General features: G+C 70.7%; 21 protein-coding genes and 1 pseudogene. 11 read left to right on the forward strand and 11 right to left on the reverse strand.

Annotated features, from left to right (window positions below; all coding sequences use genetic code 11):
• Positions 1-118: 118 nt before the first annotated feature.
• The 4 genes and pseudogenes from AB0O11_RS16070 to AB0O11_RS16085 form a co-directional block, all read right to left on the reverse strand.
• Positions 119-565: a VOC family protein gene (locus AB0O11_RS16070; RefSeq protein WP_363386450.1), complete on the reverse strand. Its 447-nt coding sequence runs from the start codon at positions 563-565 to the stop codon at positions 119-121.
• 68 nt (positions 566-633) lie between these two features.
• The gene (locus tag AB0O11_RS16075; RefSeq protein ID WP_363386452.1) at positions 634-1,989 is read right to left on the reverse strand and encodes an alpha/beta fold hydrolase; all 1,356 of its coding nucleotides are present in this window, start codon (positions 1,987-1,989) and stop codon (positions 634-636) included.
• Positions 1,990-2,443: 454 nt separating this feature from the next.
• Positions 2,444-2,803, reverse strand: a complete 360-nt coding sequence (locus AB0O11_RS16080) for a hypothetical protein (protein WP_363386454.1) — start codon at positions 2,801-2,803, stop codon at positions 2,444-2,446.
• Between the two features lie 55 nt (positions 2,804-2,858).
• Positions 2,859-2,987 (reverse strand): annotated as a pseudogene (locus AB0O11_RS16085) (DNA starvation/stationary phase protection protein); the annotation flags it as partial.
• Positions 2,988-3,157: 170 nt separating this feature from the next.
• On the opposite strand from AB0O11_RS16085, the gene AB0O11_RS16090 reads away from it, so the two are divergent.
• The 6 genes from AB0O11_RS16090 (at position 3,158) to AB0O11_RS16115 (ending at position 7,040) form a co-directional block, all read left to right on the forward strand.
• Positions 3,158-3,700, forward strand: a complete 543-nt coding sequence (locus AB0O11_RS16090; protein ID WP_363386456.1) for a hypothetical protein — start codon at positions 3,158-3,160, stop codon at positions 3,698-3,700.
• Between the two features lie 87 nt (positions 3,701-3,787).
• On the forward strand, positions 3,788-4,153 hold the full coding sequence (locus AB0O11_RS16095) for a DUF2089 domain-containing protein (RefSeq protein ID WP_363386458.1): 366 nt from the start codon (positions 3,788-3,790) through the stop codon (positions 4,151-4,153).
• The gene (locus tag AB0O11_RS16100) at positions 4,150-4,410 is read left to right on the forward strand and encodes a hypothetical protein (protein WP_363386460.1); all 261 of its coding nucleotides are present in this window, start codon (positions 4,150-4,152) and stop codon (positions 4,408-4,410) included. The genes AB0O11_RS16095 and AB0O11_RS16100 overlap by 4 nt, the downstream gene beginning before the upstream one ends.
• Positions 4,411-4,429: 19 nt before the next feature.
• Positions 4,430-4,864: a hypothetical protein gene (locus tag AB0O11_RS16105; protein WP_363386462.1), complete on the forward strand. Its 435-nt coding sequence runs from the start codon at positions 4,430-4,432 to the stop codon at positions 4,862-4,864.
• Between the two features lie 404 nt (positions 4,865-5,268).
• A complete protein-coding gene (locus AB0O11_RS16110; RefSeq protein ID WP_363386500.1) occupies positions 5,269-6,255 on the forward strand; it encodes an ATP-binding cassette domain-containing protein in 987 nt (328 codons plus the stop codon).
• Positions 6,252-7,040 (forward strand): ABC transporter permease, encoded by a 789-nt coding sequence (locus tag AB0O11_RS16115; protein WP_363386464.1) that lies wholly within the window; start codon positions 6,252-6,254, stop codon positions 7,038-7,040. The genes AB0O11_RS16110 and AB0O11_RS16115 overlap by 4 nt, the downstream gene beginning before the upstream one ends.
• A 177-nt stretch (positions 7,041-7,217) precedes the next feature.
• Here the strand turns inward: AB0O11_RS16115 and AB0O11_RS16120 are convergent, their stop codons facing one another.
• On the reverse strand, positions 7,218-8,423 hold the full coding sequence (locus tag AB0O11_RS16120) for a cytochrome P450 (RefSeq protein ID WP_363386466.1): 1,206 nt from the start codon (positions 8,421-8,423) through the stop codon (positions 7,218-7,220).
• A 412-nt stretch (positions 8,424-8,835) separates the two neighbouring features.
• The gene (locus AB0O11_RS16125; protein ID WP_363386468.1) at positions 8,836-9,537 is read right to left on the reverse strand and encodes an LmbU family transcriptional regulator; all 702 of its coding nucleotides are present in this window, start codon (positions 9,535-9,537) and stop codon (positions 8,836-8,838) included.
• 1,450 nt (positions 9,538-10,987) lie between these two features.
• Between AB0O11_RS16125 and AB0O11_RS16130 the strand changes: the two genes are divergently transcribed.
• Together AB0O11_RS16130 and AB0O11_RS16135 are read left to right on the forward strand one after the other, a co-directional pair.
• Positions 10,988-11,419, forward strand: coding sequence for a hypothetical protein (locus AB0O11_RS16130; protein ID WP_363386470.1), 432 nt, complete (start codon positions 10,988-10,990; stop codon positions 11,417-11,419).
• Positions 11,420-11,577: 158 nt separating this feature from the next.
• Entirely contained in the window at positions 11,578-12,390 is an 813-nt protein-coding gene (locus AB0O11_RS16135) for an ABC transporter ATP-binding protein (RefSeq protein ID WP_363386472.1), read from the forward strand.
• A gap of 341 nt (positions 12,391-12,731) precedes the next feature.
• Here AB0O11_RS16135 and AB0O11_RS16140 read toward each other — a convergent pair whose 3' ends face one another.
• Both AB0O11_RS16140 and AB0O11_RS16145 read right to left on the reverse strand, forming a co-directional pair.
• A complete protein-coding gene (locus AB0O11_RS16140) occupies positions 12,732-13,694 on the reverse strand; it encodes an NAD-dependent epimerase/dehydratase (protein ID WP_363386474.1) in 963 nt (320 codons plus the stop codon).
• Positions 13,695-13,731: 37 nt separating this feature from the next.
• The gene (locus tag AB0O11_RS16145) at positions 13,732-14,505 is read right to left on the reverse strand and encodes a class I SAM-dependent methyltransferase (RefSeq protein ID WP_363386476.1); all 774 of its coding nucleotides are present in this window, start codon (positions 14,503-14,505) and stop codon (positions 13,732-13,734) included.
• A gap of 763 nt (positions 14,506-15,268) precedes the next feature.
• Between AB0O11_RS16145 and AB0O11_RS16150 the strand changes: the two genes are divergently transcribed.
• Both AB0O11_RS16150 and AB0O11_RS16155 read left to right on the forward strand, forming a co-directional pair.
• Positions 15,269-16,705, forward strand: a complete 1,437-nt coding sequence (locus AB0O11_RS16150) for an NDP-hexose 2,3-dehydratase family protein (RefSeq protein WP_363386478.1) — start codon at positions 15,269-15,271, stop codon at positions 16,703-16,705.
• Positions 16,702-17,712: an aldo/keto reductase gene (locus tag AB0O11_RS16155; protein ID WP_363386480.1), complete on the forward strand. Its 1,011-nt coding sequence runs from the start codon at positions 16,702-16,704 to the stop codon at positions 17,710-17,712. The genes AB0O11_RS16150 and AB0O11_RS16155 overlap by 4 nt, the downstream gene beginning before the upstream one ends.
• A gap of 97 nt (positions 17,713-17,809) precedes the next feature.
• Here AB0O11_RS16155 and rfbC read toward each other — a convergent pair whose 3' ends face one another.
• From rfbC to AB0O11_RS16170, 3 genes are all read right to left on the reverse strand, one after another.
• Positions 17,810-18,406, reverse strand: a complete 597-nt coding sequence (rfbC, locus tag AB0O11_RS16160; protein WP_363386482.1) for a dTDP-4-dehydrorhamnose 3,5-epimerase — start codon at positions 18,404-18,406, stop codon at positions 17,810-17,812.
• A gap of 81 nt (positions 18,407-18,487) precedes the next feature.
• Positions 18,488-19,903 carry an activator-dependent family glycosyltransferase gene (locus AB0O11_RS16165; RefSeq protein ID WP_363386502.1) on the reverse strand — a complete coding sequence of 472 codons (1,416 nt, stop codon included), beginning with the start codon at positions 19,901-19,903 and terminating at the stop codon, positions 18,488-18,490.
• 226 nt (positions 19,904-20,129) lie between these two features.
• Positions 20,130-20,879: an LmbU family transcriptional regulator gene (locus AB0O11_RS16170; protein ID WP_363386484.1), complete on the reverse strand. Its 750-nt coding sequence runs from the start codon at positions 20,877-20,879 to the stop codon at positions 20,130-20,132.
• A 296-nt stretch (positions 20,880-21,175) separates the two neighbouring features.
• Here AB0O11_RS16170 and AB0O11_RS16175 point away from each other — a divergent pair, with 296 nt between their 5' ends.
• Entirely contained in the window at positions 21,176-22,381 is a 1,206-nt protein-coding gene (locus tag AB0O11_RS16175; protein WP_363386486.1) for a cytochrome P450, read from the forward strand.
• The last annotated feature ends 128 nt before the right edge of the window (positions 22,382-22,509 follow it).

The following is a 22,509-nucleotide window of genomic DNA, read 5'->3' on the forward strand; positions in this document are numbered from 1 at the left end:
CCGGGACCCGCTGAGCTGCGCGGATCCGGTCACCCCCGGCCGCCCTCGCCGACCCGGTGCCGGACGGCCGGTGCCACCGGCCCGGGGGCGGTCGCCCCCGGGCCGGTGGCACGGGTGGTCAGCGTCCGGGGGCCCGGAGGGTGACCTCCTGGAGGAACCACTCGTTGCCGTCGGGGTCTGCGAAGCGGGCGAAGGTGCCGTAGCTGGGCCGTCCCGGGGCGACGCCCGGCACCCGGTGGGTCCCGTCGGCGTGGTGGAAGACACCGGTCTCGTCGTGGAACGGGCCGTCGATGTCGACTCCGCGCCCCGCGAGTTCCTTGACCGCCCGCTCGATGTCGGTCACGACCAAGTGCAGTCCCCGGGCGAAGCCCACGGGGAGCGCGGTCAGTCCCTCCCCGAAGACGACCGAGCAGGCGGAGCCGGGCGGGGTGGCCTGGACGATCCGGTAACCCTCGTCGACCGGGAAGTCCGCGTCGAGGCGGAAGCCGAGCGTGTCGACGTAGAACTCCTTGGCGATGTCGACGTCGGAGACGGGCAGGACGATGACTTCGAGCTTCAGCTCCACGGGGGTGTTCCCGCTTTCAGGAGGAGGGGTGGTGGACTGCCGTGCGCTGCGGTCGCGGGAGGTCCCTGCTACCTCAGCGACCGGAAGGCGGTGCGGAGTTCTTCGGCCAGGAGCTGCGGCTGCTCCCAGGCGGCGAAGTGGCCGCCCTTGTCGACCTCGTTCCAGTGGATGATGTTGCCGAAGGTCCGCTCGCCCCAGCTGCGCGGCGCGGCGTAGATCTCGGCGGGAAAGACCGTCACCGCGACCGGCAACTTCGGGATGGACACCGCGTTGAACGGTCCGCCGCCGGCCTGGGTGCCCTCCCAGTACAGCCGGGACGACGACGCACCGGTGCCGGTCAGCCAGTACAGCGAGATCGCGTCGAGCATCTCGTCGTAGGTGAGGACCTTCTCGGGCACGCCGGCCGAGTCCGTCCACTCCGCGAACTTGTCGTAGTAGTAGGAGGCCATGCCGACCGGGGAGTCGGTGAGGGAGTAGGCGATCGTCTGCGGGCTCCGGTTCATCATCGCCGCGTAGCCGAAGCCGTCGCGGTAGAAGTGCAGCAGCCGCTCGTACGCCCGCTTCTCCTCGGCCGGCAGGTTGGCGGGGGTCGGGTCGAAGTTGCGCAGCCGGCGCAGGATGTCGTCCGGCACGGTCCCCGGCATGTTGACGTGGATGCCGAGCAGCCCCTTCGGCTGCTGGACGGCGAGCACCTCGGAGAGGATCGCACCGTGGTCGCCGCCCTGCGAGACGTACTCCGGGTACCCGAGGCGCCTCATCAGCTCGTGGAAGGCGGGCGCGATGCGGGCGAAGTTCCACCCGGGCCTGGTCGGGTTACCCGAGAAGCCGTAGCCGGGCAGGGTCGGCAGCACCAGGTGGAAGGCGTCCTCGGCGCGGCCGCCGTGCGCGGTGGGGTCGGTCAACGGGTCGATGACCTTCAGCAGTTCGACGATCGACCCGGGCCAGCCGTGGGTCATCAGCATCGGCATGGCCCCGGCGTGCGGGGAGCGGATGTGAGCGAACTGGATGTCCAGTCCGTCGATCTCCGTGATGTACTGCGGCAGTTCGTTGAGGCGCCGCTCCAGCTTGCGCCAGTCGTACCGGGTGCCCCAGTACTCCATCAGCGGCCGCACCTTCGCCAACTGCGCGCCCTGGCTGCGGTCGTCGACCGTCTCCCGGTCGGGCCACCGGGTCGCGCGGATGCGCCGCCGCAGGTCGTCGAGGTCTGCCTGCGAGACCTTGATACGGAACGGGCGGATCCCTGCTCCCGACCGCGGTGCCCAGCCCGGCGTCGTCCCGGCGTCTGCCGATGCCGTCCCTCGGCCGGTGGCCGACTGGGCCGGGGCGGACAGGCCGACCTGGCCGGTGACGACACCGGCCGCCGCGAGACCGAGGAAACGGCGTCGACCGGTGGTGGGCCGGTTCGTGCTTTCGTGCGCTGCCATCGAGGACTCCTTGTGTCGGAACGGGATGTGAGGTGGTCCGCCCGCCGTCGGGCCGGAGGCACCTGACGGCATGGCTCGCCGGCCGGCTGTCCTGGCAGGTGGACACCGCTGACGGTGCGGGGCATCCGGATGCACACCTGGGGCGGCCGGAGCGAAACAGCGGGAGACTCGGCCCGCGTTGACGCGTTGGGTGACCGTCCGCCCGTCCGCCCGTCCGCCCGTCCGACCGCCGAACACCAGGCGGTCGGCTGACTGCGGCCTGTACAGGACGGCGGGGCAAGGGGTGCCGGGTGACGGACGGACCCGGTGTGCGTCTCGGGGCCGGCAGCGGACGACGGCCCGCTTGCACTGCCCCGGGGCATCATCCGTCTACCCGGCACCCCTCAGGACAGGGGCTTCGAGACCTCCGTGCGGAGAGGTCACCGAAGGCCGTACTGCCCTGGTCCGGGTGGCGTCAGGCCGGGACCACCCGGTAGCTCAGCACCGGCCACGGCAGGTTGGACTGGGCCAGCGAGCCGGTGGCCCACGGGTTGGCGCCGGTGCAGCCCGCGCCGGAGTACAGCACCACGGACGCGGAGCCGGAGGCGACCTGGACCGATCGGGCGGGCGCCGGCAGCGTGTGGCACGTGCCGAAGTCGTCGAGGTCGACCGCGGTCACCGCGCCGCTCCCGCCGGTGCCTGAGTAGAGGTGGGCGCCCGGCTGCAACGGAGGCCAGCCGGCAGCGTGTGCCGATCCGGCACCGAGGCCCATCACGGCCGCGACGACGGTCGCCGTGGCGGCCGAGCCGCGGAGCATGGCCTTGGGTGTGAACATGTGAACCACCTTTCCGTGTGTGTGATGGTGTTGCTGGAGGGTGCTGTTGGAAGGATCAGGCCCGGTTCTCCGCCCGGAACATCCAGCTCTGCTTCTCCAGTTCGGCGATCAGCCCGATCAGCAGATCCTCGGTGACGGCGTCCGCCTCGCCGGTCGCGCCGATGCGCTCGCGCAGTCGGCGGATGTCCCTTCGGGGCGGGCGGGCGTTCTCCATCATTGGCTCCGCACCGCCGTTCGACATCGGTCATTTGACGGCACGTCCGTTTTACCGTCGACTTCTCCCCAGTGGCCGGGGCAGCAGCTACCGACCCGCTTCGCCATGCGGCCGTCGCAGCCGTACTGACGGTCCTGAGCATGGTCTACGTACTGGCCGGCCGTGCGCCCGCACGAGGAACCCGCCTCAGGCGGCTCTTCGTGGTGCAGCACGACGGCTCCCGGATCCCCGGCCCCCTGTCCACGACGGCCTTCCTCATGCTGACCACCGGCTTCGTGGCCTGGGTCATGACCGACACCCGGAAAACCGGGAACGCACTGGTCGACGTACCGAGCCTCTGCATCGTGATCCTGCCGGCCCTCACGCTCCTGCTGCTCGTCCCGTTCAGCGTCGCCGGCACGGTGTTCAACGCGGGCAATGCCCATCCGGCCCTGCAACCGCTCGCCGTACCGTTCATCGCCGTGGCCGCAGTGTTCGTCGACGGTGTCATTGCCACTCCTGAGGCCCGCAAGGACCCGCTCGCCATCACCGGTCCGGCCGTGGTCGTCGCCCTCAGCGGCGTCGGGCTGTACGTGCTGCAAGACAGGGGACACGGCCTCACCCGTGATCCGGCGGACCATGACGGTGGCCGAGCGGACGCGGGGGATGGGGCCGGCGACCAGCCCATTCAAGGGTCGCATTGAGAAAGTTAATGTCTTCACGTTGCCATCTTGAGAAAATCAAGGTACAAATGAATGGCGGGCCCGTCGTCGAGAGCAAGGGAGCCAAGGATGGACTGGCAGGAGCTGACCGACCTGACGCAGGGACAGCCGTTCGTGGTCGAGCGGGTCCGGCTCGTCGGCAGCGGCGTAGCACTCGAAGGGGAGTTCGAGCCGCCGCAGCTGGCCCAACTGGGCATCGACGACCAGGTGTTCGTCGCCGCGTTCGTCCGGTCGCACGGTTCGATCAAGGAGATGGAGCGGACCTTCGGGGTCAGCTATCCGACGGTCAAGTCCCGGCTGAACCGGATCGCCGAGCAACTCAGCTTCGTCGACACCGACCCGGCGCCCACCGGTGCCGCCGACGTCGTCGACCGCCTGCAGCGGGGCGAGATCACCGCCCAGGAGGCGCTGGCCGAGCTGGAGGGGACCCGGTGATCCCGCAGCTGGTGACGGTGGACCGGGGCCGCCCCGGCGGCCGGCGGCGGCGGTTGTACGTCCCCGTGCTTCCGATTCTGCTGCTCCTGTCGCCACTGTTGCTGCTCGCCGTACTGGCCGGACTGGTCTTCTGCCTCGTCATCAGGGTGAGCCCGGGGGGCGCGCTGCTCCGCACCGGGCAGATGCTGTGGACGCTGCCAGGCTCCCGGTTCGAGATGGAGCAGGGCGACACGGCCGTACGGGTAAGCATCAGGTAATCAGAGGGGAAGGACAACGATGAACGAGCAGCGCCGTCAGATTCTGCAGATGCTGGCCGAAGGCAGGATCACCGCGGACGAGGCCGAGCGGCTGATCGACGCCCTCGACCGGGACCAGTCCGACTCCGCGCAGGGCACCGAGGTGTCCCGCCCGAAGTCCCGGCCCAAGTACCTGCGCGTAGTCGTGCACTCGTTGGACGACGCCAACGGCGACGGGGCGAGCCGGATCAACATCCGCATCCCGTTGCAGCTGCTGCGCGCCGGGGTCCGGCTCGCCAGCCTCCTGCCCCCGAAGGTGCTCGCCAGGGTGAACGAGGAGCTGAACAAGTCCGGGGTCCCGATCGACCTCACCGAGCTCAAGCCGCAGCACCTGGAGGACCTCGTCGAGCACCTCGACGACGTCACCGTCGACGTCGACGACCCCGACTCCAAGGTGCGGGTGTTCTGCGAGTAGCGCCGCCGCGGCACCGACCGCCCTCCCGGGCCTCGGGCCGGGCGGCCACTCGCACGATCTGGACTTCACCCGCGTCCGGCGGCAGCATTCCCCTCGGCGGGGCGGCGCCCGGCCCCGGACGCACCCGGATCCGCCCATAGATCCGGACGCCGGCACCGCCGCCCGACCCGTCGGCCCGCTCACACGCCGGGCAGACGCACCACACGCTCCACAGTTCCGAGCCCTCCGGGCTCCCGCCTGCGAACCGGGGACACCCCCGAGGCGTGCCCCCGCAGCCGGCACGGCACCACCGGCATCCGCCGCGCCCCACCCCGAAGCCCGCCTCCGGCCCATCCGCCCCCGGCCGCTTCCGCTCGCCCGTCAGCCCAGCCTTCGAAAGGAAGGACTCCATGAGTTCGCCTGTCATGCCCTCATCCGTTAATGGCGGCGCCCGGTCGTCCATCGCCGTCTCCGCCATCGGCCTGCGCAAGTCCTACGGCGACAAGACCGTGCTCGACGGCATCGACCTGCGCATCCCGACCGGCACCGTGTTCGCCCTGCTCGGGCCGAACGGCGCCGGCAAAACCACCGCCGTGAAGATCCTCTCGACGCTGATCACCGCCGACGGCGGGCAGGCGCAGGTCGGGGGCCACGACATCGCCACCGCACCGGGCGAGGTCCGTGCCGCGATCGGGGTGACCGGGCAGTTCTCCGCCGTCGACGGTCTGATCACGGGCGAGGAGAACATGCACCTCATGGCCGACCTGTGCCACCTGCCCAAGCAGGAGGGACGGCGGATCAGCGCCGAACTGCTCCAGCAGTTCGACCTGGTGGAGGCCGCGAAGCAGCCCGTCGCCGCCTACTCCGGCGGCATGAAGCGCCGCCTGGACATCGCCATGACGCTGATCGGCAGCCCGCGGATCATCTTCCTCGACGAGCCCACCACCGGCCTCGACCCGCGCAGCCGCCACAACATGTGGGGGATCATCCGCGAGCTGGTCTCCGACGGCGTCACCGTCTTCCTCACCACCCAGTACCTGGAGGAGGCCGACGAACTCGCCGACCGCATCGCGGTGCTGAACAACGGCAAGATCGCCGCCGAGGGCACCGCCGAAGAGCTGAAGCGGATCGTCCCGGGCGGACACGTCCGCCTGCGCTTCACCGACCCGGACGCCTACCGGGCCGCCACCATCGCCCTGCGCGAGTTCAGCCACGACGACGAGTCCCTCACCGTGCAGATCCCCAGCGACGGCAGCCAGCGCGAACTGCGCTCCATCCTCGACCGGCTGGACACCGTCGGCATCGAGGCGGACGAGCTGACCGTGCACACCCCCGACCTCGACGACGTCTTCTTCGCCCTCACCGGCGACACCGACGCGACCACCCAGACCACCAAGGAGACGGTCCGATGAGTTCCACGTCCCTCGTCGTCCGCGACTCGGCCACCATGCTGCGCCGCAACCTGCTGCATGTCCGGCGCTATCCGTCGATGACGCTGAACCTGCTCCTCACGCCGATCATGCTGTTACTGCTCTTCGTCTACATCTTCGGCGGTGTGATGAGCGCGGGCATCGGCGGCGACGGCGCCGGCCGCGCCACGTACATCGCCTACATCGTCCCGGGCCTGCTGATGATGACCATCGGCAGCACCGTCATCGGGGCGGCGATGTCCGTCTCCATCGACATGACCCAGGGCCTCATCGCACGCTTCCGCACGATGGCGATCTACCGGGGCTCCCTGCTCGTCGGGCACGTCCTCGGCAGCGTGCTGCAGTCGCTCGCCAGTGTGGTCCTCGTCGGCGCCGTCGCCGTCGCCATCGGCTTCCGGTCGCACGCCTCCCCGCTCAACTGGCTCGCCGCCTTCGGCCTGGTCACGCTGTTCGCCCTGGGCCTCACCTGGATCGCGGTCGGGATGGGCATGGCCAGCCCCAACCCCGAGGCGGCCAGCAACATGGCGATGCCGCTGATCCTCCTCCCGATCATCTCCAGCGCCTTCATCCCCGCCAACACGATGCCGGGCTGGTTCCAGCCGATCGCCGAGTACCAGCCGTTCACCCCGGCCATCGAGACCATGCGCGGCCTGCTGCTCGGCACCGAGATCGGCAACAACTGGTGGATCGCCCTCGCCTGGTGCGTGGGTCTGATCGTGCTCGGCTACCGCTGGTCGCGGGCGCTGTTCAACCGCGACCCGAAGTAACCGCGGGACGCCCGCACGGGCCCGCCTCCCGCAGTTCCTCGTGCCGAAGGGCGGCGCACGCCGGCATCACGCCGGTGCACGCCGCCCTTCGGCATGACCGTCAAGTCCTCGGGCCGGCGCGGGCGACCGCTCCGCGCGAACGCCTCGCCGGCCCGACGGTGGAGTGCGGGTCCGCGGTCACGCGTCCCAGGTGACCGGAAGGCTCTTCACCCCGTGGACGTCGGCGCTCCCCGGACGCAGGGGCACCTCGTCGGACGGCACGGCCAGGCGCAGGGTGGGGAAGCGGTTGACCAGTGCGGTGAAGCCGATCCGCAGCTCGATGCGGGCGAGTTGGCTGCCCAGGCACATGTGGACGCCGTGGCCGAAGGCCAGGTTCCCGCCGTCGTTCCTGCTCAGGTCGAGCGCGTGCGGGTCGGCGAACCGCTCGGGGTCGCGGTTGGCGGTGTTGTACGACAGGACCACCGTCGTGCCGGCCTCGATGGTCTGGCCGCCCAGCTCGACGTCCTCCAGCGCGGTCCGCATGAAGGTCTTGCCGACGCTCACGTACCGCAGTAGCTCCTCCACCGCGGAGTCGGCGAGTTCCGGGTCGGCGCGGAGCGCGGCCAGCTGTTCGGGGTTGCTCAGCAGCGCCCAGGTGCCCAGCGCCAGCACGTTGGTGGCGCTGTCGAGCCCGGCCGACAGCAGGACCAGACCGATCCCCCGCAGCTCCTCGTCGGTCAGATCGGTGTCCAGGAGGTCGCTGATCACGTCGCTGGCGGGGTTCTTCCGCTTGGCGGCCACCAGCTCCTCGATGTACCCGTGGACCGCGGCAACGGCCGCGATCAGGTCCTCGTCGCTGGTCTCCCCGCTGAGGAACAGGGCGATGTGGTCCTGGAAGCGGGCCCGGTCCTCGTACGGGACGCCCAGCAGCTCGCAGATCACGACGGCGGGAATGGGCTTGGCGTACGCGGCCACCAGGTCCACCGGCGGCCCGGCCTTCTCCATGGCGTCCAGGTGTTCGCCGACGATCTGCTCGACCCGCTCGGCGATCATGCGCATCCGCCGCACGGTGAACTTGCCCGCCAGCAGCTTCCGGTAGCGGCTGTGCAACGGGTCGTCCATGAGCAGGAATTCGCCGGGCGCGGCCGGGTCGACCTGGAAACCGCTGAGGTCGATGGTCGGGTGGAGCAACAGCTCCTTTCGCGCGCTGAATCGCTGGTCTTCCAGGACCGACCTGACCAGGTCGTATCCGGTGATGATCCAGCCGGGTTTCCCGCCGGGGAAGGTGAAATGGCTGATGGGGCCGTGATCGCGGGCTTCGATCAGTTCCGGCGGCGGATCGAAGGGGCAGCCGGGCCGGCGCTCCAACGGCATTGTCCTGATGGTGTGGACGGATTCACCCATAACCGTTCCTCGCTTCGAGGCAGTAGGATATTGGTACGGCCCGAAAGCTACGCCGCACCGAGAATCCCGGTCAATCTCCCGGAAGCAATTCACCGGTCTTTCCGGCGGGAAGGGCGGCGGAGCACCCCATTCCGCTTCCCGGCCGCCCGGTCCGGCCGGGAAGCGGACCGCGGGATTGGAAAGGCCCAGGGGACCGGAGGCCCGACAGGATCCTCTCGGGGAATTTCCCCGCTTCCGGGCAGCGGTACGCCTTTCACCCGGCGCGCGGCCCAGGACGGCGCGCCGCGGAAAGGAGCGCCCTCCTGTCGGCCGACCCACGACACGCCCGACCCGCGACACGCCCGGAGCGGGCGACGCGCGGACACCCCGGCGAGCCGGTTCCTGGCCGGCTCGGCCGGGGCCGCCGAACGTCTCACCCCGTTCTCTGCAGCTGGGGCTCGGCGTGCTCACCGGTCGCCTCTGCCGCCTCCAGCAGAATCCGAGCCACCCACGCCTCCACGTTGAGGCCCAGCCTGCTGGCCGTGGCCTGACAGAACTCAAGAAGATCCGCCGGCACCGACACCATGAGCGAGACGGTGTCCCTGCACGAGGACGCAACCGCCGAGTCGGCCTCCCGCGCCCCGTTCCGGTCGTTGTCGGCACCGCGTTCCAGCAGGCTCGCCCGCACCTCGCGGCGCAGCCGTTTCGCCGACCACGCCTGCTCTTCCGCCTTCAGGAGCCAGAAGTCCTGTTCGGGTTCCGCGAGGGCCGCCACTTCGGCATGGTGGGTGAAACTCAACCTGTCCCGCCGACGAGACATGGGAAAGCACCGGGCGACCCATGCATAATTCCGCAACGTTTGGTAGTCTAACGACGTCAGCTCGATCGCATCGTGATACCTTCCATTGAACGTGGCTTCGCCGTACACGAGCCAGTCCCCCATGCACCATGCCGATCCGGACATGATGTTGGACAGGTAGCTGCCGATTCCGACCCACTTTTCGAAGGCCATTCTCTTCGGAAGCAGTAGACCCCTTTTCGTGACGAACGCCGAGGTGTCGAAAGTGGCGCGCGAACTCGTCCCGCTCTTCGCCGCGCCCTTTCGAGCCCGACCGGACGGGTCCCCGTTGATCATGTGTCTCCTTAGGTAGCGCTTTCAGTGGGGGGTCACCTGCAGAGAGTTCGAACGCCTTGGAACTTAACATGACTGACCGCGGACACAATAGGCCGACCCAAAGGTGCACGAATTCACCGCACATGCGCGATCCGGGCTCACAACGGCTCCGGGGGCACCACCCGGCCCCTCGGACGTAGCGCGGGCGGCTCCGCGGCCGGGACGCGGGGCAAGTGCCGGAGGTACGGTGCTGCGGCCTGGTGCCCCGACCTGGTCACCGTCGGCCACCGCCGGACGGGACCGGTGCGACCGGCGAACCGAACGGGCGGCGGGAGGGCCGGTCGCCTTCGAACCGTGCCATGAGCTCAATTCCCCCGAACCCGCTCGGCATCGGGGAACGTCCCGGCGGCCGGCGCGCCCCGGGACCGCCGGCGTGACCGGCCCGGTGCGCGGCCCACGCCCGGCCCGGCGAAGGGCGCCGCCGCGATGGAGCGCAGCTCCCGAACCCGACGGCCGGAACCAGCCGCGACGGCGTGAAGGCCCGCGTCCCGACCGCAGCCCCTGTCGAGGCGGCCGGCGGTGAGCCCCTCCCTCCCCACGACGGAGCCGGCAGCGGCCCAGACGCCCTCCACGACCGGTCGATGTCCGGGCGAACCGGCCGACCTGGTTCCGGTTGACCAGCCCGGCCCGATCACGCCCTGGTCGCGGACCGCCGTGCCGTCGGCGACGCCGTCCCACGGCGGCCACCTCGACGCAACGTCACACCCCTGACCCTCGGCCGATGCGTTGTCACGCTCGCAGCAGCGGATCGAACGGTCAAGACCGCGTCAAAGCCGGACCGGGGCGGAGACCTCGAACCCATCCCCGCCCCACCCCTCCCGCCCCGCCCCGCCCCTCCCGCCACGCCCCTCCCACGACCCGCGCCGCGCGCTCTCCGCACGCCCGGCGCACACGCTGCGCCGCCCTGGCGAGGAACGGGCGAAACACAGGCGCGAGAGGGTCGGACTTTCAGATAATTGACCACCAGATCAGAAATCTCAGCATCTACGGGTTGACGCCTTAAGAAAATCAAGATACAAATCATATGGCCCACTAGTCATCGAGGGCAGGGGGCGGGATGAGCCGACAGGCACTGACGGGCCCGGCCCAGGCCGCTCCCGCGGTCCGGCGGGACCATCCGGCCCGCGCCGCCCTCGCGGCCCGAACCACCGCCAAAGCCCGCCTTCTGTCAACGCGTTCGCGCGGTCGCACAGTTCGATCACGGCGTGGAACGGACCTTCGGGGACGGGCCACCCGACGGTCGGAGCCGGCCGAGCCGGATCGGCGGACACTCGCCCCGACGTCACCGTCACGGTGGACGCGCGGCACCCGTCGAGCCGGTCAGCGCGGCGGACCCGACGGACGCGGGCCGGGCGAGGGCAACACGACCGTCCTGGTCAGAGTCAACCGAGTGTGAGGGGAACGAGCAGTCATGAACGAGCAACGCCGCCAGATCCTGGAGATGCTGGCCGAGGGCCGGATCGCCGCGGAGGAGGCCTCGCGCCTCATCGACGCCCTGGAACCGAAGTCGTCCCCCTCGCCGTCGCAGGCGGCGGCCGGCCCGAAGGCCGGCCCCAAGTACCTGCGCGTGGTGGTGGACGCGGCCCAAACCCCCGACGGCCAGGGGCCCACCAACGTCAACATCCGCATCCCGCTGCAGCTGCTGCGCGCCGGAGTCCGCCTCGCCGCCTTCCTGCCGCCGCAGGCACTCACCGCGGTCAACGAGGAGCTGAGCAGGTCGGGGGTGCCGATCAGTCTCGCCGAACTCGACCCGCAGCACCTCGACGCCCTCGTCGACCACCTCGACGAGGTCTCCGTCGACATCGACGACCCCGGCGCCAAGGTGCGGGTGTTCTGCGAGTGAGAACGAGCCGGGTCCGGCCGAGCTGACGCACCGTCACCATGGCGCAGCCCGGCGCCCGTCGACTCCGCCGGACCCGGACCCCCTCGGGGGCGCCTCGGACGGTTCCGCGTCCGAGGCAGGCGGCAGACAACAACGGGGAGAACAGCGAGGAGCATTCGATGCCAGGACAAGCGCCCACGATCCGCGTACGGGGCCTGGAGAAGTCCTACGAGGACCTGGCCGTGCTGCGCGGCGTGGACCTGGACGTGGCGCGGGGCGGCATCCTCGCCCTGCTCGGCTCCGACGGGTCGGGCAAGACCACGGTCGTGAAGATCCTCTCCACGCTGCTGGAGGCCGACGCGGGCACGGCCAGCGTCAACGGCTTCGACATCGCCACCCAGGCAGCCGGCGTGCGGCGGTCCATCGGCCTGAACGGGCGGTTCGCGGCCGCGGACGCGGTCCTCAGCGGGCGGGAGAACCTGGTGCGGATCGCCGGGCTGCGGCGGGTCGAGGACCCGGGCGGGCTCGCGGACGACCTCCTCGCCCGCCTCTCACTGACCGGTGCGGCCCCACACCGGGTGTCGACGTATTCGGAGGGCATGCGCCGCCGACTGGACATCGCGATGAGCCTCATCGGCGACCCGCCGGTCGTCCTCCTCGACGAGCCGACCGCCGGGCTCGATCCCGAGGCCCGGCAGGCGGTGTGGCGAGCCGTCAGGGAATCCGCCGGGCGGGGCGCGGCGGTGCTGCTCACGACGAAGTACCTGGACGAGGCCGAACGGCTCGCCGACCGGATCGCGATCCTCCACGAGGGCCGGATCGTCGCCAACGGCACCCTCACCGAGTTCAGGCGGCTGCTCCCGCCTCTCGGGTGCGTCCAGGCCGAGCCTCAGCAGCCGTGCCCGGAGGACCTCTTCCTCGCCGTCATCACCGAGGGCGACGAGGCCGCCGACGGCCACGGCTTCGGCACGGCGGTCCGGGAACACCCGTGACCGGCCGGTTCCACGGTGACGCCGTTCGCTCGTGATGGTCGTGCCGGTGGGCTTCCTCCCGGGCTTCCTCCCGGGCCTCCTCCCGGGCCTCCTCCCGGGCTTGCGCCCGAGGGCGGGAGCGCCGGCCCGGCGGACGGTCACCGGCCGGTGCCGCGCGGACAGGGCGCGAAGGGCACCCACCGGCCGGTGACCGCCGGTGTCAACACCGTCCGCGCCCTGCCCGCGCGGCCGGTCGGCACCGGCGGCCGGCCCGCTTCCGCCGCCGGTGCCCGGGCATCCTCGTCGTGGAACACGCCTTCGCGATGGCCGCCCAGCACCGCGGGGCCACCTGACCCGACGGGTCAGGCCACCTCGCCGCCCTGCGGATCGGCGCCGGGTGGCACGGCCGCCTCCCACTGGTCGCGCAGCGAGTCCTGGATGTCCGTCGCGTGCGACCAGCCGAGCAGGGCGTGGGCACGGCGCACGTCGACCTTGGTCCAGGCGCCCTGCCCTCCCGGGCCTCCCGATGCTTCCGCCGTCCGCATCCGGACCCGGTGCCGGGGAAGTCCGGCAGCCGTGATCACCATCCCGGCCACGGTGGCCACGTCGTGCACCACTCCCCGGCCGATGTTGATCACGCAACCGTTGACCGGTGCCGTGGCGGCCCGGACCACGGCGTCGGCGACGTCCCGGATGTCGACGAAGTCACGCCGGTCCGAGGTGAGCGCCAGGTCCAAGGAGGCTCCGGGAGGCAGTTGGCGGAGCCGCTCGATCAGGGAACCGAGGAAACTGGCGGCCGGGGCACCCGGCCCGCACACGTTGGTGATGCGGAGGACCACGGCGTCGTTCCGCCCCTGCGCGGCGGCCGCGAGGACGGACCTGGTGCCGATCAGTTTGGTCCGCCCGTACGGCGTCGACGGCCGTTCGGGATGGTGTTCGTCCGCGGCATCCCGCGAGGAGATCTCGCCGTACTCGTGGACGGTGCCGAGGTGCACCAGCCGGGTCCGCGGCGGTACCAGCCGGAGCAGCCGATCCACCAGGGCCGTGTGCGCGGCGACCATGTGCTCAGGCGTACCGCTCCAGCCGGCACCCGCCGCGTTGACCACGACGTCGCCGTCGGCGACGAGCTCGCCCAGCGCCCGGTCGTCGCCGCCGAGCAGGTCCGCCGTGAGCAGCCGGGCCCCCGGGGCCACCGGGCCCTCGTGCCGGGCCACGGCGGTCACCCGGGACGTCCCCGCGCGCAGCAGCGCCGCGCAGACGTGCCGGCCCAGGGAGCCGGTGCCGCCGATCACGACCGCCGAACGCCGGGGCGCTTCACGGTTCAAGGCGTACCGCCCGCCGGCTTTCCTCCCTCCGGCCGGCTCACTCCCCCCACCTCGCGAAGATCACCGGCTGCTCGCGGAACGGAAGCTGCTGCAGCGTCAGGTTCTCGAGGCCGAGGGTCTCCCGGATCGCGGCGGTCACACCGGGCCACCGGGGGTGTCCGAGCTCGTCGAAGGCGATGATGCTGCCCTTGGTGAGGTGGGGGCGGATCGCCTGGAGCACCTCACGGGTCGGCTCGTAGAGGTCGAGGTCGAAGAAGGCCATGCCGATGACCGTCTCCGGGTTCTCCTCCAGGTACTGCGGGACGGTCTCCCGGACGTCACCCTGGACCACGAAGGTCCGCTGGACGTGCGGGATCGGGTCGCCCGCCTCGTGTGCGGCGAGCACCTCGCGCAGGTGGTCCACCTCGTTCTCGGGGACCGCGAACCTGCCGACGGTCGCGCTCGGACTCACCTGGTCGATCTCGGAGACACCGGGGAACCCGGTGAAGGTGTCGAAGCCGATGATCCTGCGGAAGGAGTTGTACGGCTCGTGGAGGCCGCGCAGCGCGGCGAGGGTGGCGAGGTGGCGCCCGTGCAGCACACCGAACTCCATGATCACGCCGGGGATCCCGGGGAGCATCCGGTACAGCGCGTCCATCGTCAGCAGGTCGGCGAGCTGATGGCGCCGCAGGTAGACCGGGAGGTTGTCGATCAGGTACGCAGGCGGCATCGGCGTCTCCGTCAGCAGCTTCGTGAGCCGCTCCCGCACCTCCTTCTCCTGCGCCGACTCGTGGGGCAGGAGCCGCGGGTTCTTGTGCTCGGGATCGGTCATGCGGTCTTCCCTTCTCGACGGACCTGGGGCCGCCGAAGCAACAGTGGGGAGGGGGTGCCGAACCGGGTCTACTCCGCCCCGGGCAGGGGCGTCTCCAGGCCCTCGATCGCGCCGACCGCTCGGACCGGTCCACCGCGGCGACGCCTCGTCGCGGTCACGGCGCTGTCGGGCTCGGGGTCGGGGGTCACGGTGCTGTCGGGCTTCGGTCGAGGGGCGCGGCCCCGTCGGCGGACACGGTCCGCACGGCCTGCGGGGAGTGCACCTCGACGCAGGGCAGGATCTCACGAAACCACGGCCCAGTCCCGTGGCAGTGGCCGGCGCCGCGTTCGGGGCCGCGGCACGGCACGCGGGGAATCCACTGCCGGGCATGATGGTTGACGCGCGGCGCGGCCCACGGATGCGCGGCCACCTCCGTACCGGCGGTGGCCGCGTGTCCCGCCGACAGGACACACCCGCACACCCGGGTCCGCCTCCGCGCCGCCCGACGCACCCCGGGTTCGTGTTCACGGTGTCGGCACAGCGCGGACGACACCGACCACGCGGCCCCGGCCCGGGCCGTTCCCGTCGGGCCGGCAGCCGTCCGCAAGCCCGAGGGAAGGCCGCGCCCGGCAGGGCAGCGAACGTCCTCCGAGCCGAACACGTATGCCCGATGTGTGAATTGACGGTGTGTCGGGCAGCTGAGAACGTCATCAGCAATTCACGCGTTCCTGGGAGTCCCATCACGCTGTGTGAGGCCCGTTCGGTGGCCGAGACAGGAGGACCGATGAGCACTGCGCCGATTGCGCCGCCCGTCCCCGTACCCGCAGAACGCAGCCGCCTGACGGCCGCACGCCGGCTCGCCGAGTCGGCACGCACGGTACCCGGTCTGGCGGAATTCGAACAAGCCGTGCAGGAGACGCGGGAACGCGTCCTCACGATCACCGAGACGGTGCCGCTGGACCGGCTGAGCGGCTGGCACTTCGACGACGACACCGGCTTCATCGCCCACGACAGCGGCCGTTTCTTCTCCGTCGAAGGCCTCCAGGTGGAGACGCAGAGCCCGGCAGCGGCGTGGGGACAGCCCATCATCAACCAGCCGGAGACCGGCATCCTGGGGTTCCTGGCGAAGGAGATCGACGGGGTCCTGCACTTCCTCATGCAGCTCAAGGCGGAGCCGGGAAACCGCAACGGCCTCCAGGTCTCCCCCACCGTCCAGGCGACCAGGAGCAACTACACGGGCATCCACGGCGGGCTGCAGGTGCCGTACCTGGAGTACTTCCAGGACCCCGCGCGGCGGCGGGTCATCGCCGACGTGCGCCAGTCCGAGCAGGGGTCGAGGTTCCTGCGCAAGCGGAACCGGAACATGGTCGTGGAGACCACGGAGCCCGTCGAGGCGCTGGAGGGGTTCGTCTGGCTCACGCTGGGGCAGCTGCACCGGCTGATGGCCGTCGAGGACCTGGTGAACATGTCCACCCGGTCCATACTCGCCTGCCTCCCGCTGGGCGACGGCGTGCCGGCCACCGGGGACCGGGGCTTCGGGACGGCGCTGGAGCGATCCCTGGCGCTCGGCGGCCCCGAGGTCCACCCGCTGGTGGACGCGCTGAGCTGGATCACCGAGGCGAGGACGCTCTCCGGGATGCGCGCACGCACCGTCTCACTGGACGCGCTCGCCGACTGGGAGTTCACCGGCGGCCGGATCAGGCACCGGGCCGAGCGGCACTTCGAGGTGATCGGCGTACGCGTCGAGGCGGTGGGCCGCGAGGTCGGGCAGTGGTGCCAGCCCATGATCAGGGCCCAGGCCCCGGAACTGGCCGCGATCCTCGTCACGCGCGTGCACGGCGTGCTGCACGTCCTCATGCAGCTGCGGGCCGAGCCGGGACTGACGGACACCGCGGAGCTGGCGCCCACGGTTCAGTGCACCCCGGACACCTGTGCCCAGCTACCGCCCGAGCAACGGCCGCTCTTCTTCGACCTGGTCCAGAACGCCCGGCCCGCCGACATCCGGTTCGACACCGTCCTGTCCGACGAGGGCGGCCGCTTCTACCACACCGGCAGCCGGCACCTCGTGGTCGAGACCGAATGGCTGCCGGAGCCGCCGCAGTTCCGCTGGCTGACGCTGGCCCAGCTGGGAGAGTTGACCCAGCACAGCCACTACCTCAACATGCAGGCCCGGAGCGTGCTCGCCTGCCTGCGCTCGCTCTTTCCCGGAGGCGACCGATGAACACCACCGGCAGTCACGACTGGCTCTACACACGGCTGGGCCGCACCGCGCTGCGGGTGAGCCGCATCTGCCTGGGCACGGTCAACTTCGGAGGGCGGGTGGAGGAGCCCGAGGCGCGGAAGCTGATGGACCACGCGGTCGACAGCGGGATCAACTTCGTCGACACCGCGAACATGTACGGCTGGCGCGAGTACAAGGGCTACACCGAAGAGGTCATCGGACGGTGGCTGGCGTCCCGCGCGTCGCTGCGCGACCAGGTGGTGCTGGCCACCAAGGTGGGCAACCCCATGAGTGAGGGCCTCAACGAGCAGGGCCTGTCCGCGCGGCACGTCGTCGCCGCCTGCGAGTCCTCGTTGCGCCGCCTGGGCACCGACTGGATCGACCTGTACCAGATGCACCACGTGGACCGGGAGGCCGGCTGGGACGAGGTGTGGCAGGCCATGGAGCTCCTGGTGCAGCAGGGCAAGGTGCGCTACGTCGGCTCGTCCAACTTCGCCGGCTGGGACCTCGCGGCGGCGCAGGAGGCGGCCAGGGCACGGCACTTCCTGGGTGTGGTGTCGGAGCAGTGCCTCTACAACCTCGCCGTGCGCTACCCGGAGCTGGAACTGCTCCCCGCGGCGCGCGCGTACGGAGTGGCCGTCCTGCCCTGGTCCCCGCTGCACGGCGGGCTGCTGAGCGGCGTGCTGCGCAAGGAGGCCGAGGGCCGCGCGGTCAAGTCGGGGCAGGGACGGTCGGCGGCGGCGCTGGAGACGATGCGCGGCACGATCGAGCGGTACGAGCGGCTGTGCGCGGACTTCGGACGGGACCCGGCGGAGGTCGGCCTCGCCTGGGTGGCGTCCCGGCCCGGTGTCACCTCCACCGTCATCGGACCGCGCACTCCCGATCACGTCAAGGAGGCGCTGCACGCGCTGGAGTCGCCCCTGTCGGACGAGGAGACGGCCCGTCTGGAGGAGCTGTTCCCGCCGGTCGGCCGAGGCGGGGCGGCCCCGGACGCATGGCTCACCTGAGGAGCCGTTCCCGGGCGGGCCGGATCCACCGTGCCCGCGCAAGGGGGCGGCGCACCGAACGGGCCGGGAGCCCGGTCGGCGCGCCGCCCCCGCGGCGTCACAGCGATGCGTCGAGGCGCCGCGCTTCGGCGTAGTCGGGAAGCAGGCCCCGCTCGTCGAGTTCCTTCAAGGTGGGCGCCGTGCGGTCCCGTTCGGACAACAGCAGGTCCAGCCCGTCCGGGAGGGGCAGCCCGACCTCGGGGTCGAGCGGGGAGAGCGCGATCTCGTCGGCGGGGACGTAGTCACCGGAGATCATGTACGCGATGAGGGTGTCGTCGCGCAGGGCGGCGAAGCCGTGCCCCACGCCGACGGGGACGTACAGCCCCCGCACGCTCTCACCGCTCAGCCGGACGACGTCCCACTGCCCGAAGGTGGGTGATCCCTTCCGCAGGTCCACCACGTAGTCCTCCGCCTCGCCCGCCAGGCAGCACACGAACTTGGCCTTGCCGGGCGGGCACCGGGTGAAGTGGATGCCGCGCACCGTGCCGCGCTGCGAGGTGCTGTAGCTGAGTTGGGTGGCGGAGAACACGCTCCGGCCCGTGTGCGCGGCGAGCGCGTCCCCGGTGAAGGGCGACACGAACGTCCCGCGCTCGTCGCGGTGGATCTCCGGGGAGAACTCGACGACGCCTTCCACGTTCAGCTTTCGTGCGTACACGCAATCTCCTCGGTTGGGCCGGGACCGTCGGACTCCGGCACCCGCTCCCCGCACTCGGGGCGGCGGGTGTCCGGCAGGTCCTCACGCACGGTGCGAGCGGTACTCGGCGGTGATCCGTTCCAGCTCCGCCACGAGCGCGCCAGGGGTGGGCTGGACCAGCGCCTCCTGCTGGAGACGCTCGGTGCCCTGGCGGAACCCGTCCTCCTCGAGCAGGCGGGTCACGTACTCCCTGACGCGCGGTCCGGTGAGCTCGTCCAGCGTGAGCGACAGCCCGGCTCCGGTCTCCCGCAGCACGTACCTCTTGGCGATCGCGTCGACGGAGCCCTCGATGATGAGCTGCGGAACCCCGTGCACCATAGCGCCGTTGAAGCATCCCGCCCCACCGTGGTGGATCACCACGGAGCAGCTGGACAGGAGCACGTTCATCGGAACGAAGTCGACGACCCGCGTGTTCTTCGGGATCCGCCGGAGCTTCTCCCGCTCCTTGTCCGACAGGGTGACGATCAGCTCGATGTCGAGGTCGGCCATCGAGTCCAGCGCCTGCTGCACGTGGTCGACCGACATGCCCGGCATGTCGATCCACGGCACCTTCGAGATGCCGAACGTCATCAGGACGCGCGGCACCCGCGGTTCCTCGTAGAGCCAGGCCGGCACGACGGATCGCCCGTTGTACGGCACGTAGCGCATGGAGAGCGTCCGGTCGTGCGGCTCCAGCCGCCACTGCTCGGGCATGACGTTGACCGCGAAGTGGCCGGTGACCACCTCCTCGTTGAACTCGCGCCCGTACTTCGCCGCCCATCCCGCGTACCAGTCGCGCACCAGGTCCGGGTGCGCTCCGGCCGGCTGCCGGTCCTGGGCGCGCAGGAAGTCACGGCGTATCCGGAGGAACAGGTCGAGCCAGCACACCATTCGCGCGTGCGCCGCCCCGACGATGTCCGCGGCCACCGCGCCGGCGTGCGCGATCACGTCGCACAGCACGAGGTCGGGCTTCCAGGAACGGCAGTAGGTCACCAGGTCGTCGACCATCTCGTCGTTCACGATCCACATGCCCGGGACCAGGACGGTGTCCAGCAGCCAGGCGATCTCCTCCCAGGGAAGGCCGTCCCGGAGATCCTTGTCCATTTCGTAGAGGGTGTCGGTCAGGAAGGGCGGGATCTCGGCCGCCATGGTCGGAGCGCTCTCCCCCCGGATGCGGCGGAGGCGGTCCTCGAGCGTCTCCTCCGATCCGACGGAAACCGCCGTCAGCCCGGCCTCGGTGATGCTGCCGGTGAATCCCGGTTCACTGGCCACCCGCACTTCGTGGCCTGCGGACTGCAGCGCCCACGCAAGCGGAACCATCTGATACAAATGTGAATTCCACGGGCCGGTAACGAACAGGATTCGCAAGCGATTCACCCCTTGCTGGATGACCTGGGACCGTTGATTGGCGTGACGCCGTCGCGCCCTGTTCGGCGCATGACCTTTTCGGCTCGGCGGGCGGTGGCCCGCCGGCCGCATTGTGCCGTCGACGCGCACGGGTCACGGCTGATTCGCATGATAGGGGGAGCATCGGACGCTTGTCTGCGGCTTCCGTCCGCCCGGAGGTGCGGCGGATATCCGGGCCGGCTCCCGCGGGAAGAGCAGCGAGCGGGATTTCGAATTTCCGCTCCGGGCCGGCCCTGGCGCCCTGCGCCGACGGCCCGGAGCGGTCCCGTGGTGCCGCGCCGAAAGGATCGGCCCGCGGTCACGCCGACTTCCGCACCGCCCTGGCGGGAACGCCGGCGGGCAGCCCTTGCAGCATTGGCTCCGACGGCGCCTTGCGGGCCGCCTCCAGCAGGATCTGCGAGGCCCACGCCTCCACGTTGAGGCCGAACCTGCTCGCCGTCGCCCGACAGAACTCAAGGCGGTCCGCCGGGACCGGAACCCGGAGCGAAACGGTGTCCCCGGCGGTCGACGCGACTGGCGTCGCAGCCTTTCGACCGCTTTCCTGCTCCCGGCCGTTCCGGTCCTCACCGCGGTCCGAAAAGCTCGCCTTCACCTCGCGGCGCAGCCGCTTGGCGGACCATCCGTTCTCCTCCGCCGTGCGCAGCCAGAAGTCCTGCTCGGGTTCCGAAAGGGAAGCCACCTCGGCGTGGTGGGTAAAGCTCAGACTGTCCCGCCGACGAGACATGGGAAAACGCCGGGCGACCCATGCGTGGTTCCTCAGTGTTTGGTAGTCTAACGAAGTCAGTTCGATTGCGTCGCGATACCGGCCGTTGAAGGAAGCCTCCCCGTAGACCAGCCAGTCCCCGAGGCACCAGGTCGATGCGGAAACGACGTTGGAAAGATAGCTGCCGATTCCGACCCACTTGTCGAACGAGATCCGCTGCGGCAGCAGCAGCCCTCTTCTCGTGACGAAGTCCGAGGTGTCGAAGACGGTGCGGGTGTTCGCTGCGCTCTTTGCCGGCTTCGATGAATCGCCGGTACGGGCTCGGACTGACGGGCTCCCGGCCATGTCGTCTCCTCGGAGGATCGGGTGCGCTCCGCGCACTGAGGTCGGACGGAACCTGGAACGTAACACGCCCCGCCCTGACGGGAGTAGGCGTCCGTTCGTCGGCCACCCCCCCTGCCCGCACATGATCCGGCGCAGCGCTTTCCAGGGGAGGTGTCTTATCGTTTTCTTAACGGCGGCCCCGCAGGCGGATCCGCGGTCCGCCGTCGCGCGATCGCCCCGGAAAAAATGGGGGGGGAATTTCTGGTCACGAGGTAACTGCTTTCCAAGGCACCTACCAACCAATGCGAGGAACGGGCATGGGTGAATCCCTCCACACCGTCACGACAATGCCGATGGCACGTCGGCCCGGCTGTCCCTTCGACCCGCCGACCGAACTGCTGCAGGCCCGCCGGCACGGCCCCATCAGCCGCTTCACCTTCCCCGGCGGACAACTGGGCTGGCTGGTCACCGGATACGACCTGGTCAGGTCGGTCCTGGCCGACTCGCGGTTCAGCGCACGCAGGGAGCTCATGCTCCACCCGACCGTCGACGTCACCGGCATCGACGTCGCCCCGTCGCCGCCCGGCGAGTTCCTGCTCACCGACCGGCCGCAGCACAGCCGCTACCGCAGGCCGCTGGCCAGCAAGTTCAACGTCCGACGGATGCGCAGGATCACCGAGCACATCGAGCAGATCACCGCCGACCACCTGGACGCCATGGAGAAGGCCGGGCCACCGGTGGACCTGGTGGCCGCGTACGCCAAGCCCATCCCCGCCATCGTGATCTGCGAGCTGCTGGGGGTGCCCGAGCTGGACCGGAGCCGGTTCCAGGAGCAGATCGACGCGATCGTCAACGGGGAGACCAGCGACGACGACCTGATAGCGGCCTACACCCGAATGCAGCGCTACCTCGCGGAGCTGGTGGCGGCCAAACGTGCCGCCCCCACCGACGACGTGCTCAGCGACCTCACCGAAGGCGATCTGACCGACGAGGAGCTGCGGGGGATGGCGCTGACGCTGTTGGCCGCCGGGTTCGACACCTCCGCGAACGTGCTGGCGCTTGGCACCTGGGCGCTGCTGCGCAACCCCGAACAGCTGGCCGCACTGCGTGCCGACCCGGGACTCGCCGACTCCGCGGTGGAGGAGCTGCTGCGGTACGTGAGCGTCGGCAAGACCTTCATGCGGGCGGCGCTGGAGGACGTCGAGCTGGGCGGTCAGACCATCGAGGCCGGCACGACGGTCGTCCTGTCGTACAACACCGCCGACTACGACCCCGAGCAGTTCCCCGATCCCCACACGCTCGACCTGAGCAGGAACGACGGCGCGAACCTGGCCTTCGGCCACGGTGTCCACCTGTGCCTGGGCAACCAGCTCGCCCGCATCGAACTGCGGGTCGCCTTCACCGCACTGTTCGAACGCTTCCCCACCCTGCGCCTGGCCGTGCCGTCCGACGAGATCCGCCTGCGTCCGGAGACCGCCGACATCCACGGGGTGAAGAGCCTTCCGGTCACCTGGGACGCGTGACCGCGAGGCGTGCCGCGGTCGGCCGACCGCACGGTGGTGCACGTGAGCCCGCGGCCCGGGGGGGGCCCGGTGCTGGTCGGGGCCGCGGGGGCGGGGGGGGTTGACGCCCCCGGGGCGGGGGGCGGCCC

This window comes from Kitasatospora sp. NPDC093102 (genome assembly GCF_040683915.1).
Taxonomy (GTDB): domain Bacteria; phylum Actinomycetota; class Actinomycetes; order Streptomycetales; family Streptomycetaceae; genus Kitasatospora.

Excerpts from the sequence above, each read along its gene's own strand:
- AB0O11_RS16130 (WP_363386470.1), top strand. The coding sequence starts at position 10,988 with ATGAACGAGCAACGCCGCCAGATCCTGGAGATGCTGGCCGAGGGCCGG.
- AB0O11_RS16145 (WP_363386476.1), bottom strand. The coding sequence starts at position 14,505 with ATGACCGATCCCGAGCACAAGAACCCGCGGCTCCTGCCCCACGAGTCG.
- AB0O11_RS16090 (WP_363386456.1), top strand. The coding sequence starts at position 3,158 with ATGGTCTACGTACTGGCCGGCCGTGCGCCCGCACGAGGAACCCGCCTC.
- AB0O11_RS16095 (WP_363386458.1), top strand. The coding sequence starts at position 3,788 with ATGGACTGGCAGGAGCTGACCGACCTGACGCAGGGACAGCCGTTCGTG.
- AB0O11_RS16120 (WP_363386466.1), bottom strand. The coding sequence starts at position 8,423 with ATGGGTGAATCCGTCCACACCATCAGGACAATGCCGTTGGAGCGCCGG.
- AB0O11_RS16075 (WP_363386452.1), bottom strand. The coding sequence starts at position 1,989 with ATGGCAGCGCACGAAAGCACGAACCGGCCCACCACCGGTCGACGCCGT.
- AB0O11_RS16135 (WP_363386472.1), top strand. The coding sequence starts at position 11,578 with ATGCCAGGACAAGCGCCCACGATCCGCGTACGGGGCCTGGAGAAGTCC.
- AB0O11_RS16165 (WP_363386502.1), bottom strand. The coding sequence starts at position 19,903 with ATGCGGCCGGCGGGCCACCGCCCGCCGAGCCGAAAAGGTCATGCGCCG.
- AB0O11_RS16155 (WP_363386480.1), top strand. The coding sequence starts at position 16,702 with ATGAACACCACCGGCAGTCACGACTGGCTCTACACACGGCTGGGCCGC.
- AB0O11_RS16110 (WP_363386500.1), top strand. The coding sequence starts at position 5,269 with ATGCCCTCATCCGTTAATGGCGGCGCCCGGTCGTCCATCGCCGTCTCC.
- AB0O11_RS16150 (WP_363386478.1), top strand. The coding sequence starts at position 15,269 with ATGAGCACTGCGCCGATTGCGCCGCCCGTCCCCGTACCCGCAGAACGC.
- AB0O11_RS16105 (WP_363386462.1), top strand. The coding sequence starts at position 4,430 with ATGAACGAGCAGCGCCGTCAGATTCTGCAGATGCTGGCCGAAGGCAGG.
- AB0O11_RS16115 (WP_363386464.1), top strand. The coding sequence starts at position 6,252 with ATGAGTTCCACGTCCCTCGTCGTCCGCGACTCGGCCACCATGCTGCGC.
- AB0O11_RS16175 (WP_363386486.1), top strand. The coding sequence starts at position 21,176 with ATGGGTGAATCCCTCCACACCGTCACGACAATGCCGATGGCACGTCGG.
- AB0O11_RS16170 (WP_363386484.1), bottom strand. The coding sequence starts at position 20,879 with ATGGCCGGGAGCCCGTCAGTCCGAGCCCGTACCGGCGATTCATCGAAG.
- AB0O11_RS16080 (WP_363386454.1), bottom strand. The coding sequence starts at position 2,803 with ATGTTCACACCCAAGGCCATGCTCCGCGGCTCGGCCGCCACGGCGACC.
- AB0O11_RS16125 (WP_363386468.1), bottom strand. The coding sequence starts at position 9,537 with ATGATCAACGGGGACCCGTCCGGTCGGGCTCGAAAGGGCGCGGCGAAG.